Source organism: Citrobacter sp. Cu096 (assembly GCF_030332285.1).
In the GTDB taxonomy this organism is placed as follows: Bacteria; Pseudomonadota; Gammaproteobacteria; order Enterobacterales; family Enterobacteriaceae; genus Citrobacter; species Citrobacter meridianamericanus.
Genome location: NZ_JAOWID010000030.1, coordinates 771,410 through 786,844 on the forward strand (window position 1 = coordinate 771,410; position 15,435 = coordinate 786,844).

At 50.2% G+C, this 15,435-nt stretch carries 17 protein-coding genes, 2 tRNA genes and 1 pseudogene; 15 read left to right on the top strand and 5 right to left on the bottom strand.

What is annotated here, in order from left to right; translation table 11 throughout:
* Positions 1 to 20 precede the first annotated feature (20 nt).
* From OGX99_RS18030 to OGX99_RS18065, 8 genes are all read left to right on the top strand, one after another.
* Positions 21 to 94, top strand: a tRNA-Cys gene (locus tag OGX99_RS18030).
* A gap of 12 nt (positions 95 to 106) precedes the next feature.
* A tRNA-Leu gene (locus OGX99_RS18035) sits at positions 107 to 193 on the top strand.
* A gap of 260 nt (positions 194 to 453) precedes the next feature.
* Positions 454 to 1,119 (top strand): LolA family protein, encoded by a 666-nt coding sequence (locus OGX99_RS18040; protein ID WP_286544590.1) that lies wholly within the window; start codon positions 454 to 456, stop codon positions 1,117 to 1,119.
* A gap of 13 nt (positions 1,120 to 1,132) precedes the next feature.
* Positions 1,133 to 1,603, top strand: a complete 471-nt coding sequence (locus tag OGX99_RS18045) for an SRPBCC family protein (RefSeq protein ID WP_151218881.1) — start codon at positions 1,133 to 1,135, stop codon at positions 1,601 to 1,603.
* Positions 1,604 to 1,799: 196 nt separating this feature from the next.
* Positions 1,800 to 2,942, top strand: coding sequence for a transglutaminase-like domain-containing protein (locus OGX99_RS18050; protein WP_286539939.1), 1,143 nt, complete (start codon positions 1,800 to 1,802; stop codon positions 2,940 to 2,942).
* Positions 2,920 to 3,276, top strand: coding sequence for a mercuric transporter MerT family protein (locus tag OGX99_RS18055; RefSeq protein ID WP_151218879.1), 357 nt, complete (start codon positions 2,920 to 2,922; stop codon positions 3,274 to 3,276). Before OGX99_RS18050 ends, OGX99_RS18055 begins: the two co-directional genes overlap by 23 nt.
* Complete coding sequence (locus tag OGX99_RS18060) at positions 3,273 to 3,554, top strand: heavy-metal-associated domain-containing protein (RefSeq protein ID WP_151218878.1); 282 nt, start codon at positions 3,273 to 3,275, stop codon at positions 3,552 to 3,554. Before OGX99_RS18055 ends, OGX99_RS18060 begins: the two co-directional genes overlap by 4 nt.
* Positions 3,555 to 3,763: 209 nt before the next feature.
* On the top strand, positions 3,764 to 4,429 hold the full coding sequence (locus OGX99_RS18065) for a YecA/YgfB family protein (RefSeq protein ID WP_286544592.1): 666 nt from the start codon (positions 3,764 to 3,766) through the stop codon (positions 4,427 to 4,429).
* Positions 4,430 to 4,455: 26 nt separating this feature from the next.
* Here OGX99_RS18065 and tyrP read toward each other — a convergent pair whose 3' ends face one another.
* Positions 4,456 to 5,667 (bottom strand): tyrosine transporter TyrP, encoded by a 1,212-nt coding sequence (tyrP, locus tag OGX99_RS18070; RefSeq protein ID WP_187258810.1) that lies wholly within the window; start codon positions 5,665 to 5,667, stop codon positions 4,456 to 4,458.
* A gap of 225 nt (positions 5,668 to 5,892) precedes the next feature.
* On the opposite strand from tyrP, the gene OGX99_RS18075 reads away from it, so the two are divergent.
* Complete coding sequence (locus OGX99_RS18075; RefSeq protein ID WP_151218875.1) at positions 5,893 to 6,132, top strand: YecH family metal-binding protein; 240 nt, start codon at positions 5,893 to 5,895, stop codon at positions 6,130 to 6,132.
* Positions 6,133 to 6,177: 45 nt separating this feature from the next.
* On the opposite strand, the gene ftnA is transcribed toward OGX99_RS18075, so the two are convergent.
* Both ftnA and yecR read right to left on the bottom strand, forming a co-directional pair.
* On the bottom strand, positions 6,178 to 6,675 hold the full coding sequence (gene ftnA, locus OGX99_RS18080; RefSeq protein WP_151218874.1) for a non-heme ferritin: 498 nt from the start codon (positions 6,673 to 6,675) through the stop codon (positions 6,178 to 6,180).
* A 192-nt stretch (positions 6,676 to 6,867) separates the two neighbouring features.
* A complete protein-coding gene (gene yecR / locus OGX99_RS18085; protein ID WP_151218873.1) occupies positions 6,868 to 7,203 on the bottom strand; it encodes a YecR family lipoprotein in 336 nt (111 codons plus the stop codon).
* A 268-nt stretch (positions 7,204 to 7,471) separates the two neighbouring features.
* Between yecR and OGX99_RS18090 the strand changes: the two genes are divergently transcribed.
* The gene (locus OGX99_RS18090) at positions 7,472 to 8,110 is read left to right on the top strand and encodes an RpiB/LacA/LacB family sugar-phosphate isomerase (protein ID WP_151218872.1); all 639 of its coding nucleotides are present in this window, start codon (positions 7,472 to 7,474) and stop codon (positions 8,108 to 8,110) included.
* Positions 8,111 to 8,140: 30 nt separating this feature from the next.
* Here the strand turns inward: OGX99_RS18090 and OGX99_RS18095 are convergent.
* Positions 8,141 to 9,357 (bottom strand): annotated as a pseudogene (locus OGX99_RS18095) (MFS transporter).
* 129 nt (positions 9,358 to 9,486) lie between these two features.
* Here OGX99_RS18095 and OGX99_RS18100 point away from each other — a divergent pair.
* Complete coding sequence (locus OGX99_RS18100; RefSeq protein WP_016153452.1) at positions 9,487 to 9,738, top strand: DUF2766 family protein; 252 nt, start codon at positions 9,487 to 9,489, stop codon at positions 9,736 to 9,738.
* A 79-nt stretch (positions 9,739 to 9,817) separates the two neighbouring features.
* On the opposite strand, the gene OGX99_RS18105 is transcribed toward OGX99_RS18100, so the two are convergent.
* Positions 9,818 to 10,321 (bottom strand): non-heme ferritin-like protein, encoded by a 504-nt coding sequence (locus tag OGX99_RS18105; RefSeq protein ID WP_151225622.1) that lies wholly within the window; start codon positions 10,319 to 10,321, stop codon positions 9,818 to 9,820.
* 543 nt (positions 10,322 to 10,864) lie between these two features.
* Here OGX99_RS18105 and OGX99_RS18110 point away from each other — a divergent pair.
* From OGX99_RS18110 to araH, 4 genes are all read left to right on the top strand, one after another.
* On the top strand, positions 10,865 to 11,422 hold the full coding sequence (locus tag OGX99_RS18110) for a DJ-1/PfpI family protein (protein ID WP_151218869.1): 558 nt from the start codon (positions 10,865 to 10,867) through the stop codon (positions 11,420 to 11,422).
* A 315-nt stretch (positions 11,423 to 11,737) separates the two neighbouring features.
* Positions 11,738 to 12,727 (top strand): arabinose ABC transporter substrate-binding protein, encoded by a 990-nt coding sequence (locus tag OGX99_RS18115; RefSeq protein WP_151218868.1) that lies wholly within the window; start codon positions 11,738 to 11,740, stop codon positions 12,725 to 12,727.
* Between the two features lie 115 nt (positions 12,728 to 12,842).
* Complete coding sequence (gene araG, locus OGX99_RS18120; protein WP_151218867.1) at positions 12,843 to 14,357, top strand: arabinose ABC transporter ATP-binding protein AraG; 1,515 nt, start codon at positions 12,843 to 12,845, stop codon at positions 14,355 to 14,357.
* Between the two features lie 14 nt (positions 14,358 to 14,371).
* Positions 14,372 to 15,358, top strand: coding sequence for an L-arabinose ABC transporter permease AraH (gene araH / locus OGX99_RS18125; protein WP_151218866.1), 987 nt, complete (start codon positions 14,372 to 14,374; stop codon positions 15,356 to 15,358).
* Positions 15,359 to 15,435: the final 77 nt, after the last annotated feature.

Genomic DNA, 15,435 nt, shown 5'->3' on the forward strand with positions numbered 1-15,435 from the left:
CTGAAAAGCCAGAAGATTTCGGCGCGTTAGCAAAGCGGTTATGTAGCGGATTGCAAATCCGTCTAGTCCGGTTCGACTCCGGAACGCGCCTCCAATTTCTTCCCGAGCCCGGATGGTGGAATCGGTAGACACAAGGGATTTAAAATCCCTCGGCGTTCGCGCTGTGTGGGTTCAAGTCCCACTCCGGGTACCATGGGAAAGAATAGAATAATCAAAGCAATAAGCAGTGTCGTGAAACCACCTACGGGTGGTTTTTTTGTGCCTGTTATTCTGGATAACTTGCGGCAGGTAAATCTGCCTGATGCGTTAACCGACCTCAAAACCCCCATTGTTGCCAATCTTTCTATTTGCGAATCGGCGCGAGTGGGGAATGGCTCGCAATTTAAGAACTATAATAAAAGTATCGACAGGTGATGACTCCTGTTGGCAGAGAGTGCTGATACAGGGGCGGTCATGAGCGTCTCATTTTCTCCGCTAGTCGTGTTTGCGGCATTACTTGTCTTGAGTTGCGCAGCATTTTCGCAGACTGGCAGGATCATCGATCCGATTGCGGTTTCACAACGCTCATTCACTAACATGACTTCTTATCAGGTTATGCTGCGCTCCTCGTCGCCGTTGGGTGAAAGCAAAATCATTCGCTACAGCTATCAAAAACCCGGCTACGTGCGAATGGATTTTACCCAGCCGCATTCAGGTGCAGTGGTTATCTTTAATCCTGTCAGCGGTAAAGTGACATTATGGCCATTCGGTGTGGGTACATTGCCCATTTTCCACCTATCGCCCACCAATTCATTGATCCAGGATGAGCGCGGTCATCGGGTGGATCGCTCTGATATTGGCGTGTTGCTGGGTAATATTCGCCATTTGCAGCGCTCGGGTACAACGAGCATCGTTGGTCAGGAGAGCATTGCAGGACGGGCGACAACCCGCGTGTCCGTGGTTGGGCCGGGAACCATGGTTGTTGATGGTGTTCACCGCTACGACATCTGGCTGGATAATTATCACGGACTCCCTGCCAAAGTGATCAGCTATGCGCCTGATGGTCAGCGATCAGAAACCGTTCTGCTGGATGCTATGATTATCAACATCCGTTTCCCCGCCAATTTCTTCACGCCTTGAGGGAATCTTGACTATGGCTGACTATCAGTTTTCCACGCTCTGGCGGGTTGAGGCTTCAATTCAGGATGTATGGGATGTTTTTTCTCATCCGGACCAGTGGCCGGAATGGTGGGGAAGTCTGGAACGTATCGTTGAGATAAAGAAAGGGGACATGCAGGGTATTGGGGCGCTGCACCGTTATACCTGGAAAGGCGTGCTCCCTTATCGCTTAACCTTTGATATCAACGTCTTGAATATTCAGCCCTGCACTCTGCTTGAAGGACAAGCCAGCGGCGCGGTGGAAGGGCGAGGCGTATGGTCTTTTTCCGCCAATGGCGCAGAGACTTTCGTCAGATATGACTGGAACGTCCGCACCACGATCCGCTGGATGAATTATCTTGCACTGCTGGCAGCCCCCGCTTTTCGGTGGAATCACGATACGGTCATGCGCGAGGGAGCAAGAGGGTTAGCCCGCAAACTGGCAACGAATGTGTATGTATACTGAACTCGTCCTCGTTACTGTACTTTTTTGCCTGTAAATGGCTTAATAGCGGCCACGTAGTTTTTCATTTCATTCACAGTTAACAGGTCTGTTATTGATGAATAGCCTCCATCGACTCACCTTTATTATCAGCGTCTGTCTGCTGTGATGATCGTATACGGTTTCCGTAGCACAACTCTTACAACATGGACAGACACTAATGCAACGTCGACAATTTCTCAAAAATAGCGTTCTCCTTTCCGCCGCCGGTTTAGTCGGCCCAGCGGTTTTAAGCCAGACGGTAAGCGCCGCAGAGCCTTCAGGCGCGCCAGTGACGCGTCGACGCTTTGTCTTATCACAAACGTATAAACTCAACCCTCCAAAGGGATCGAGCGGCGTGGTGAAACTGTGGATCCCGCTACCGGTGGATACCGCGTTTCAACAAATGACAGCGCTTGCCTTTAGTGGGAACTATAAGCAGGCGTACGTCACCACCAATAATACCTATGGTGCGAAAACGCTGTTTGCCACCTGGCCTGATTCGCAGGGCGAATTGTTGATTGACGTTAATATTGATATTGAAACCGCCGACTGGGAACCGCTGAAGCACAACGCGCTGAAAACCTGGCAAGCGCCCGAGCAGATTATTTATCCGCTGGATGTAAAACCGTACCTGTTGCCAACGGCACACACCCCTGTTGATGGGCTGGTTCTGGAAACCGCGCGTAAAATCACCGGTAATGAGACGGACCCGCTGAAAAAAGCACGTCTGATTTACGAATGGGTCAGCAGTCATATGGAACGCGATAACGACGTTATTGGCTGTGGCACGGGTGATGTGGCCGAGATCTTGAAAAGCGGTATGCTCAAAGGCAAATGTACCGACATGAGCTCCGTTTTTGTGGCTCTCGCGCGCGCCAGCGGCATTCCGGCGCGTGAACTGTTTGGCATCCGTCTGGGCAAAGCCAATAAGCTTGAACGTTATTCGAAAAGCGCTTTTGGCAAAGCCGACAGCGCGGGAGTCGCCGACGTGAGCGGCGGACAACACTGCCGCGCCGAATTCTATCTGGCAGGTTACGGCTGGTTACCTTGCGATCCCGCTGACGTGACCAAAATGCGTCTGGCAGAGAAAAAATCGCATCAGGACGCCGATGTCCAGGCCGTGAATACCTACCTGTTTGGCAACTGGGAAATGAACTGGGTTGGATTCAACTACGGGCGTGATTTTGAGCTGTATCCGGCAACGGAGCAGGGCGCGATGAACAACTTTGGTTATCCTTATGCTGAAGTCGATGGCGACCCGATTAATTTCTATGATCCTAAAGCGTTCTCCTACAGCTATGTCGCTACAGAACAACGCTAAAGGGGCGGGTCTCACTATATTGACAGCCGCTGCGGCGGCAGTCACCGCGGGTTTATGCTGCGTTGGGCCGCTGTTATACCTGCTGTTTGGTATTTCGGCGGCGAGCTTTGCCATCTTTACCCGGTTTGAGTTTTTGCGTACGCCTCTGGTGCTGCTATCCCTGGGATTATTATTGCATGTCTTCTGGCGGCTCTATTTTTCCAAACGGCTGTGGTGCTCCGGGTGGTTAACGCTGAAGCAAGCGCGCATTTTTTACTGGTGCGCGCTGGCGTTGATTTTACCTGTCCTATTTTACCCAACGCTTGTAGCCTGGTTTTATGAGGTAGTTGAATGAAGATCTTCACGTTAGTTGCATGCTTGCTGTTACCGCTGTGGGCTCAGGCGGCCAACCAAAAAGTGGTGCTGGATATACAAAACATGACCTGCTCGTTGTGCGTTATTTCGGTCAATCAGGCGCTACGTGACACTGACGGCGTGATTAAAGCAAAATCCTCCCTCAAGACCCGGCAGGCAGAAGCGATCGTGCCTGAAGGTTTTTCAACCGATATTCTACTTAACGCAGTAGCGAAAACGGGTTATACCGCAACGCTCAACCGTATTGAGCAACAGTAAACCACCTGCGGGTGGTTTTATTGTGTTTTCCCGGTATGATGCCCGGCGGCTTCGTGTTCTCTTTTGTGCGTTAACTTCCGGAATTCTCTACTTTTCCTGTTAACCTGAACAAGCGGCAGCTGTAAGCCGCATATGCCCATTTGTATCTGTTATCCCTCCAGCCATGTAGGATGATCACAGGCAAGATTTTTTGACTAAGGAAAAGCGTTATGAAAACGGGACCATTAAACGAGAGCGAACTGGAATGGCTGGATGATGTACTGACAAAGTACAACACGGACAAGGCTATTCTGGATGTGTCAGAACTGGATGGTTTACTGACGGCGGTGCTGAGTTCACCGTATGAAATTGAACCGGAGCAGTGGCTGGTCGCTATTTGGGGCGGCGCGCAGTATGTTCCTCGCTGGTCCTCCGAAAAAGAAATGACGCGTTTCATGAACCTGGCGTTTCAACATATGGCGGATACGGCCGATCGTCTGGATGAATATCCTGAACAGTTTGAGCCGCTGTTTGGTTTGCGTGAAATTGACGAGCATGAACTGACCATCGTTGAAGAGTGGTGCTTCGGTTATATGCGCGGCGTTGCGTTGTCGGACTGGTCTACGTTACCAGACACGTTAAAACCAGCGCTCGAGGCTATCGCGTTGCATGGCACGGAAGAGAACTTTGCGGTGGTTGAGAAACTGACACCAGAAGCGTTTGAAGAGAGCGTGGATGCCATTCGACTGGCAGCGCTGGATCTGCATGCCTGGTGGATGGCGCATCCCCAGGAAACGCCGGTCAAGGTACCGGTAAAAGTGGATGCCAAAGTAGGGCGTAATGACCCATGCCCGTGCGGCAGCGGCAAGAAATATAAGCAGTGCTGTTTGCATTAATAAAAGGGGCGAAAGCCCCTTTTGTTTTAACCCACTTCTGGTAGTAATCCTGCTGCAATAGAGAACTGTACTGCGATCACCACAATGCCGCACAAGAATACCAGCGCCAGCACCGGAGCACCGCCCGCCACGCGGTAGGTAGCCTGCGGATTCTGTTTTCTGCTCTGCCATGCCAGCATCGAGGGGATCAGCAGCGCCAGCACTGCCAGGGCAACGCCCGCATAACCTAGCGCCATAACGAAGCCACGTGGATAGAATAGCGCGAATGCCAGCGGCGGCACGAAGGTCACCACGCCAGTTTGCATTCTTCCCGCTACGGTATTACGGCGCTGGAAGAGGTCGGCCAGGTAGTCAAATAATCCCAGCGCGACGCCGAGGAAAGAGGTCGCCAGCGCAAGATCGGCAAACAGATGCACCGCCAGTTCGACGTGTGGCGACGCTACGACTTCACGCAATGCCTGCAATAAACCGTTTAAGCCAGCGTGGTTGGCTAACAGCCCCATGAACGTGGACGAGTTAATACTGCCGAGCGTAGCCAGTTGCCAGAAAATATAGGCGATCAGCGGAATGGCGCTACCGGTGATAAACACCCAACGCAGTTTACGGATGTTACCGTTCATATAGCTGACGATACTGGGGACGCTGCCGTGAAAACCGAACGAAGTAAAGATAACCGGAATGGCGGACAGCGCCAGCCCCTGCTGTAGCGGCAGCGTAAGCAGGTTTACTTTATGGATATGCGGCATTAACAGGGCCAGCATCGCCACCAGGAAGATTATCTTGGCGCTGAACAACAAACGGTTGAACAGATCGACCAGCGAAGTCCCCACGCAAACGACACCACCGGCAACAAAGGTGAACAGCAGCACGCCTGTGGTCGGAGAAAGAGTGGTTCCGGTCCAGTCGCTGATACTGGAAGCCAGCAGTTCACCCGCGCCACTGATATACGCCGCCGTCAGGGCGTACATTAAGAACATCATGCTAAAGCCCGTTACCCATTGTCCGTAACGACCAAGATAACGTTTTGCCAGCGTACCCAGCCCGGTGTCGGCCGGTACATGTTGATACACTTCAAGCAGCAACAGCGCGGTGTAGCACATTAACGCCCAAAGACTCACTAACAATACCAGCGTGACGCTAAATCCCACGCCTGCTGCAGCCAACGGCATTGCCAACATACCGGCGCCAATCGTGGTTCCCGCCACGATAAAAATACTACCCAGGGTTCTATTTTTCACGCTTTCCTCTGTCCCAGAGATAATCAATGGTTATATCTGCGGCGCAGGTTAAGGCAAAACGCTATTTTCGTCAAATCACCGTTACAATGATTGTAAACTTACGTTTACGATATTTTATGCTTTAAGATGTATACCAAATGACACTTATCTGCGAATAAACCTGCGTTAGCGCAATGCAACACCATGCAGTTCACATTAGGCTACGGCTTTTATTGAGGAGGTAGTATGGAATCTATTCACGGTCACGAAGTGCTCAACATGATGATTGAATCTGGCGAGCAGTATTCAAATGCCAGCCTTGAAGCTGCGATCACGGCACGGTTTGGCGATCAGGCGCGTTTTCACACTTGCTCTGCGACGGATATGACAGCAGCTGAACTGGTGGCTTTTTTAGCAGCGAAGGGAAAATTTATTGCAAAAGAAGACGGCTTCTCTACGCACGAAAGCAAGATCTGCCGCCACTGATATTAATAGGTAATGATGGCGTGTTGCCCTCATTACCTCACAACATTAATTCTGTGTATCAAGCGTAGCCAGTTCTTTATCGATGAAATAAAGACCTTCACCACTTTTCCCTGCCAGCGATAACTTATCGATGACAGATTTAAATAATTTCTCTTCCTCATGCTGCTCGGCAACATACCATTGCAGGAAATTAAATGTTGGATAATCCTGGTGAGTCATTGCCGCGTGTGCCAGCTCATTAATTTTCTGAGTGATTAACTGCTCGTGTTCGTAAGTCGCACGGAACAGTTCGTCTAAAGACGCATATTCAGCAAAAGGGGAAGAGACCGTGTTAATACGCGGCAAACTGCCGGTGTCGGTGAGGTAATCAAACAGACGCTGCATATGCGTCATCTCTTCCTGGGCGTGACGGCGCAAAAACGCGGCGGCACCTTCAAAGCTGTGATAGCTGCACCACGCGCTCATCTGTTGGTAGAGCAGCGATGAATACAATTCAAGGTTCATCTGCTCATTCAGTTGGTCGATCATTTCTGTTTTCAGCATGGTTCTGCTCCACAAACGTTAATATATTGACGTGGCGTCACTATAATTTGTTATTTAATTATTTGCAAAAGGTAAAATAATATAATTATTTATCAAAAATACGAATGGGAATAAAACGCATTAACGCTATTAAACTCAGGACACAAATAATGAAAAGGCAGAAGACCAGCAATAATATGCTGGTCGGAAATATTAATAATTGAAGGAAGGTGATTGGCGGATTGCGACACCGTGACACTGCCAGGCGAGCGTAATTTTGGTATTTAAGCACAGAGAACCGGCATATACGCTACAGGTTGAAACCGGTTGACCAAACGCCATTGCGTTGGCATAACCCAGGCGCTGACACTCTTTGGTCGCGGTTCCTTGGGTAACGTAGTCATCAGTACGGGCCGTTTGCAGTATGGCCTGGTTGTAGGTCAGGCGAACCACGCCGGTGATGGCGCTGGCTTCACTGACCTGCGCCTGTTTAGTAATAGTGCATCCTGTCAGCACGAGCGGCAAAAGGGCAAGGATAAAGGTCTTCATGTGATCGCTCTGAAAGTACGGAGATACGACATCATGGCATACGTGCTGCCTCAGCAATGGCTTGAATAGCCTGAAGATCACCTGCGATTAATCGCAACGACGTCATTTTATTGAGGCCATTCTGATCTGCCGAGGGAAAAATGTGAGCACTTCATTATTTTATAAAACTAAATTTCATTAAATTTGAAAGTGAGTTTGCAAAATAGTAATGTGGCCTGAATGTTATGACTTTCAGCGGACCACCGCAGCGCATTCAGGAGATTAAAGAATGAAAATTGCATTGATGATGGAAAACAGCCAGGCAAGCAAAAATGCCATCATTCATAACGAGCTTAAGGCCGTCGCGGATGAGAAAGGTTTTCCCGTGTATAACGTCGGGATGAACGACGAAAATGACCATCATCTGACCTACATCCATTTAGGTATCATGGCCAGCATCCTGCTTAATTCTAAAGCGGTGGATTTTGTCGTCACGGGGTGCGGTACGGGCCAGGGGGCAATGATGTCTTTGAATATACATCCGGGCGTGGTGTGTGGTTACTGCCTCGATCCGGCAGACGCATTCTTGTTCTCTCAGATCAACAACGGCAATGCGCTATCTCTGGCATTCGCCAAGGGTTTTGGCTGGGGGGCTGAGTTGAATGTGCGCTATATGTTTGAGAAAGCGTTCACTGGTCGTAACGGCGAAGGTTACCCACCTGAGCGTAAAGAGCCCCAGGTGCGTAACGCTGGTATACTGAATCAAGTGAAAGCGGCGGTGGTAAAAGAAAACTATTTGGACACGTTGCGCGCTATCGATCCTGAGCTGGTGAAAACCGCCGTGTCTGGCCCGCGCTTCCAGCAGTGCTTCTTTGAGAACTGCCAGGACAAAGCGATTGAATCATTTGTCCGTGAGATAATTGGCTAAATTCTGTTGGCCCGGGGGGCACCTGCCGGGCTATCTGTTCTTGTTTGATACTGCGCTTCCAGCATCCGGGGCGAGTCGCAGCGTATCCACCATACCGACAAGACAAATAATGGCAATCATGACAAAGGCCAACCGGAAACTGCTCCCTGGAATATTGCCTAATGCCAGCCATTCACTGATTTCATTGCCGATGCGGATCCCAATAGCGGCCAATGAAATACCTAAACCTACCGCTAATTGTGTTGCCGTACTGAACAGCGTATTGGCGTAGCTCATTTGTGAAACGGGGACGTCCGCAAAGGCGAGCGTGCTGACGCCGGTAAACTGAATAGAGCGGAACACGCCGCCCAGGTACAACACCAGTAAAATAACCCAGGTGGGGGTCTGTGGCGTGAACAATGCGCAGGCCAGCAACGCCAGGACGTTCAGTGCGCCGTTTATCAACAATAGTTTCTTAAAGCCCTGCCAGCGTATCAACGGCGTGGTAGCAGGTTTAATCGTCAGATTGCCCACAAATACCGCCAGTACCAGCGAACCCGCGTGAAAAGCGTTCATGCCGAAACCGACCTGGAACATTAACGGCAGCAAAAATGGTACTGCGCTGATTGAAGCACGAAACAGCGACCCACCGTACATGGTGATGCGAAAAGTAGGAACGCTCATGGCATCCAGACGAATCATCGGCCAGGCGGTGCGACGAAAATGATGCAGAGCAAACAGGAAGGTCATTACCCCTAGCGCCAGAAGCCCTGCGGCTGCTGAGCTCCCAATAACTCCATGGCATACACCAGGCTAACCATCGCAACAGAGGTCGCGATAAACCCCGCGATATCGAACGGGCGGCGCTCGTCGTCATGAATATCCGGGATAAAACGTAGCGCCAGCACAATCGCCAGTATTCCCAGCGGAACATTAATAAAGAAAATCCAGCGCCAGTTGGCGTAGCTGGTGATGAATCCTCCCAAAGGAGGACCAATAATAGGCGCGACTAATACGGGCCACGTCAGGGTCGCAATAGCAGTGATCAATTGATGTTTAGGTGTGGTACGCAGTACCGCGAGAGTGATCAGGTAGGTGCTAATGCCAATGTTCAGATCTACCGCCTGCACGCCAAAACTAATGGCCATGTCAGGCAGGGCGGTGGCAATTACCGTACCGTCGATAAACTCCATAAAGAAAGCTCCGGCAACAAGTAATGCTGCCGGGGAAAGACCGCGTTTGTTCTCAACCGCCAGCTTTTCACTCATGCTGTGCTTGCCATCTCAAAAGAAACTGACTGGAACTATTTTTAGTTTCAGCGTATTCGTAATGCGTGTGCGGCTATCGTTTCGAGCGCTGAATGGGTACTATGACGACCTTTCTATAAGGAGCTCACTATGTCCCAAACACTGAATGCCGATCAGGAACTGCTCTCGGACGTTGTTGCCTGTCAGCTGGTTATCAAGCAAATTCTGGATGTTCTTGATGTTATTGCCCCGGTAGAAGTTCGGGAGAAAATGTCCAGCCAGCTGAAAAACATCGATTTTTCCAGCCATCCTGCAGGTGCCGATCCGGTCACAATGCGTGCAATACAAAAAGCGGTTGCCTTGATCGAGTTGAAATTCACGCCGCAGAATGAATCTCACTAAAATAAACCGTTGTTTCAGGTTTTAGAAAGGTTTTTTGCGCCTCGCAGAATGGGAGGCGCAGATGTTGGGGCGTCAGATATCAGTGCTGTTGATAGTTAACAACGTTAAGCAGGTGCTTATCGGTTTGCGCCATGCACAGCCCTGCACGTTTGGCGCTGCGGACTTCATCAAGAATCGTCTGCAACAGCACACCATCCTGCTGCTGTTCTTTCTCCAGGTCGTGAAGAAAATCGATCGTTGGTGCATCGTTTAACGCTTCAGCTTCATTGGTTAAGCGCGAGAGCTTACTCGCGCGCTGTTGATATTCATCCAACGTTTTCTGAAACAATTCTTCAAGGGAAGTCAGCTCATCACCCGGAACATCAATGGCCTTGACGATGGGGTTAGCCCCGGCACTTTTCATGTAATTGAACATACGCATCATTTGAGTCACATTACCTTGCGCCTGAGTGCGCAGAAACGTTGCGGTACCTGTCAGGCTATGTTCGTAGCACCACTCACTAAGATGCAGGTAAAGATTCGATGCGTAGAACTCGAGGTTCATTTGGGTGTTGAGTTTATGAACAATTCCAACTGCAGCCATATCAATATCCTTATTTACAGAAAGGGGGATGTACGTTACTAACGCCAGTACAACGGGCTGCCGCTGCACTACATCTCTACGTACAATTATAACTGTTAGCAGAATAAATCCGTTCCGCCGGTCCTTTAGCGATCGCGAATTATATTCGCTCCCGATCGTGAATCAGCATAACGCTTGCTCCGACATAAGAAAATCCTTAAATCTGTGTATTTATGTTTTTTTACATATTGTCATCACCCCATCTGTGCTTCTGCTCTCTTTGCATATAGATGACATGAATGCAACGAGTTGATATTTATGTTATTAAATCCACATTTCAATAATGAAATGGTGTTTTAAATCACAAAAATATTTTCCACAATAAGATATTGTCTGGCTCCTGATGATTATCTGTTCATGCTGCGAAGCAATTTCACGATCGGATTAATGATCTGATAGCTAATTTTTTGTGCCAGATCAGTTTTAATCAAATTGAGAAATTTAACGGCCAGAACTATTCGTCATTAATTGTTTCGTTTATGTGGATAAAGCGAGGAGTTACATATGAAGAAAGTCGCGGTGCTGCTGGCACCCGGTTTTGAAGAGGCGGAGGCGATAGTTACCATTGATATTCTGCGTCGACTGAATATCGAGGTTGAAACGCTGGCCTGCGCGGAGTCACGCGCGGTGGTGAGTTACCATGACGTACCGATGGTAACGGACAGCACGCTGGCCGCGCGTCAGTCGTATCTCTACGATGCCATCGTGTTGCCTGGCGGGCCGCAGGGTAGCGTTAACCTTGCCGCCAGTGAGGCGGTTATCCGGTTTGTGGCTCGTCATGATGATGAGGGGAAACTCATCTGCCCGGTGTGTTCTGCGGCTGCACGGGTGTTGGGCGGCAACGGTCTGCTGAAGGGGCGTCGCTACGTGTGCTCTGGAGAGCTGTGGCAAAACGTCACCGATGGGGAATATATCGATGCGCCGGTGGTTGAAGATGGCAATCTGATTAGCGGCAAAGGGTTAGGGCATATTTTCGATTTCGCGCTGACGCTTTCGGCGCGTCTGCTGGGCGACGACACTCCGGTTCGCGATCACGCTGACCACATTTATTACCAATGGTAATCATTTTCCCGAATGCTTCGGTATTCGGGAACAAGGATTCGTTGGCTGATGTTATGGACTAATCTGCTATTCCTCTTTTTTCCCGTCGACAAAACCGCGTTTTTTTATGTCATTTCCCGCTGAATTTATGTACGCAATTACTGTAATTCTGTGGTGTGATGCCGCTCTCTTATGGAGAATCAATTTCCCGCTAAAAATACTCTCAGCACTGGCATTGATCTTATCAATAAAAGGTAATGCCTTGTTTTACGTCCGAATTACAAAAAATCGTCTGATTTTACCCTACATAAAAGAACGTTAAAGCTGGAGTTAACCATGCACAAATTCACTAAAGCGCTGGCTGCCATCGGTCTGGCTGCCATTATGTCACAATCCGCTATCGCTGAATCCATGAAGCTCGGTTTCCTGGTTAAACAGCCGGAAGAACCGTGGTTCCAGACAGAATGGAAATTTGCCGATAAAGCCGGTAAAGACCTTGGCTTTGAGGTGATCAAAATTGCCGTTCCGGATGGTGAGAAAACCCTTAACGCCATCGACAGCCTCGCTGCCAGTGGCGCAAAAGGGTTTGTCATTTGTACCCCGGATCCTAAACTCGGGCCTGCCATTATGGCGAAGGCACGTGGCTACGATATGAAAGTCATTGCCGTTGATGACCAGTTTGCCAACGCCAAAGGCAAGCCGATGGAGACCGTGCCGTTAGTGATGATGGCGGCAACCAAAATTGGTGAGCGCCAGGGTCAGGAACTGTACAAGGAGATGCAAAAACGCGGCTGGGATGTGAAATCCACCGCCGTGATGGCTATAACTGCGAACGAACTCGACACCGCACGTCGTCGTACTTCTGGTTCAATGGAAGCGCTTAAAGCCGCTGGCTTCCCGGAAAAACAGATCTACCAGGTCCCAACTAAATCAAATGATATCCCCGGCGCATTCGATGCCGCTAACTCTATGCTGGTTCAGCATCCTGAAGTCAAACACTGGCTGATTGTCGGCATGAACGACAACACCGTGCTGGGCGGCGTACGTGCGACCGAAGGGCAGGGCTTCAAAGCACCAAACGTAATTGGTATTGGTATCAACGGCGTTGATGCAGTAAGCGAACTGTCCAAAGGCGAAGCGACCGGGTTCTACGGCTCATTGCTGCCAAGCCCGGACGTTCACGGCTATAAATCAAGCGAAATGCTCTACAACTGGGTGACAAAAGGTGCAGAGCCTCCGGCGTTTACCGAAGTGACGGATGTAGTGCTGATTACCCGCGATAACTTCAAAGAAGAGCTCGCGAAGAAAGGCTTAGGCGGTAAGTAACATAAACGCCGGATGCGACGTCAATGCGTCTTGTCCGGCGTACGAATTGCGTACTCAGTAGGCCGGATGAGGCAACGCCGCTATCCGGCATAAAGATCTGATTCACGGAGACGTTATGCAACAGTCTACCCCGTATCTCTCATTTCGCGGCATTGGCAAAACGTTCCCCGGCGTTAAAGCGCTTACGGATATCAGTTTCGACTGCTATGCCGGTCAGGTGCATGCGCTGATGGGCGAAAATGGCGCCGGGAAGTCAACACTCTTAAAGATTCTCAGCGGTAACTATGCGCCAACAACGGGATCTTTGACGATCCGCGGACAAGAGGTTTCGTTTGCGGACACCACTGCTGCGCTTAATGCCGGTGTCGCCATTATTTATCAGGAGCTGCATCTCGTCCCGGAAATGACCGTTGCCGAGAATATTTATCTAGGCCAGTTGCCGCATAAAGGCGGAATTGTGAACCGCTCGCTGCTGAACTATGAAGCGGGGATCCAGCTTAAGCATCTGGGCATGGATATCGATCCCGACACACCATTGAAATACCTCTCCATCGGTCAATGGCAGATGGTGGAGATTGCGAAAGCGCTGGCGCGAAACGCCAAAATTATTGCGTTTGATGAACCGACCAGCTCCCTGTCAGCACGTGAGATTGAGAATCTGTTTCGCGTTATCCGCGAGTTGCGCAATGAAGGACGCATCATCTTGTACGTTTCGCACCGTATGGAGGAGATTTTTGCCCTCAGCGATGCCATTACCGTGTTTAAAGATGGTCATTACGTCAAAACGTTTACGGACATGCAGCAGGTCGATCACGATGCGCTGGTACAGGCGATGGTTGGGCGCGACCTTGGCGATATTTATGGCTGGAAATCCAGACCGTATGGTGCAGAGCGCCTGCGTTTGCATGAGGTAAAAGCCCCTGGCGTGCGTACGCCGATCAGTTTATCGGTGCGAAGCGGTGAAATTGTCGGATTGTTTGGTCTGGTGGGGGCTGGACGTAGTGAATTGATGAAAGGGCTGTTTGGCGGTACACGAATTACGGCAGGTCAGGTGTTTATTGATCAACAACCGATTGATATCCGTAAACCGAGCCATGCCATTGAAGCGGGGATGATGCTGTGCCCGGAGGATCGTAAAGCAGAAGGGATTATTCCGGTCCATTCGGTGCGTAACAACATCAACATTAGCGCGCGTCGTAAACATGTTCTGGGAGGATGCGTGATTAACAACGGCTGGGAAGAGACCAATGCCGATCACCATATTCGTTCACTCAATATTAAAACGCCGGGCGCGGAGCAACTGATTATGAACCTCTCTGGCGGTAATCAGCAGAAGGCTATTCTTGGTCGTTGGTTATCGGAAGAGATGAAGGTGATCTTGCTGGACGAACCTACACGCGGCATTGATGTGGGCGCTAAGCATGAAATTTATAACGTGATTTATGCCCTTGCGGCGCGCGGCGTGGCCGTGCTGTTTGCTTCCAGTGACCTGCCAGAGGTGCTCGGTGTCGCCGACCGTATTGTGGTGATGAGAGAAGGCGAAATCGCTGGAGAATTACTTCATGAACAGGCGGATGAGCGCCAGGCGTTAAGCCTTGCTATGCCTAAAGTCAGCCAGGCTGTAGCCTGAATAAGGAGAGAATGATGTCTTCCGTTTCTACGTCGGGTTCAGGTGCTGCGAAGTCGGCGCTAAATCTTGGCCGCATTTGGGATCAGTACGGGATGCTGGTGGTGTTTGCCGTGCTGTTCCTCGTTTGTTCCCTGTTTGTGCCAAACTTTGCAACTTTCATCAACATGAAGGGGCTGGGGCTGGCGGTATCGATGTCGGGTATGGTTGCGTGCGGAATGCTATTTTGCCTGGCATCCGGTGACTTTGACCTGTCCGTTGCGTCCGTGATTGCCTGCGCTGGGGTCACCACTGCCGTGGTCATTAACATGACCGAAAGCCTGTGGATTGGCGTGGCTGCCGGGCTGCTGCTCGGTATTCTATGCGGTCTGGTTAATGGGTTCGTGATTGCGCGTTTAAAAATTAATGCCCTGATCACCACCCTTGCGACCATGCAGATTGTACGCGGTCTGGCCTATATTATTTCCGACGGTAAGGCCGTGGGGATTGAAGACGAGCGCTTCTTCACGCTCGGTTACGCTAACTGGTTTGGTCTGCCGGCGCCAATCTGGATCACGGTCGTTTGTTTCATCGCCTTTGGCTTACTACTGAATAAAACCACATTTGGTCGTAATACGCTGGCCATCGGGGGCAATGAAGAGGCGGCACGCCTGGCTGGGGTTCCGGTTGTTCGTACCAAGATTATTATCTTTATTCTTTCCGGGCTGGTCTCCGCCATTGCCGGAATTATCCTTGCATCACGTATGACCAGTGGTCAGCCAATGACCTCAATAGGCTATGAGCTGATCGTGATTTCTGCGTGCGTGTTAGGGGGCGTTTCGCTCAAAGGCGGCATCGGAAAAATCTCATATGTGGTGGCTGGGGTGTTGATCCTGGGTACGGTTGAGAATGCGATGAACCTGCTGAATATCTCTCCGTTCGCGCAGTATGTCGTTCGTGGTCTTATCCTGCTGGCGGCGGTGATCTTCGACCGTTACAAGCAAAAAGCGAAGCGTACCGTTTGATTATTTTATCCCCAACTTTTTAGTCTAGCTTCAGCTCATCGCCAGCCGCTACCCGGCTGGCGATTGTTTTTCCAAAT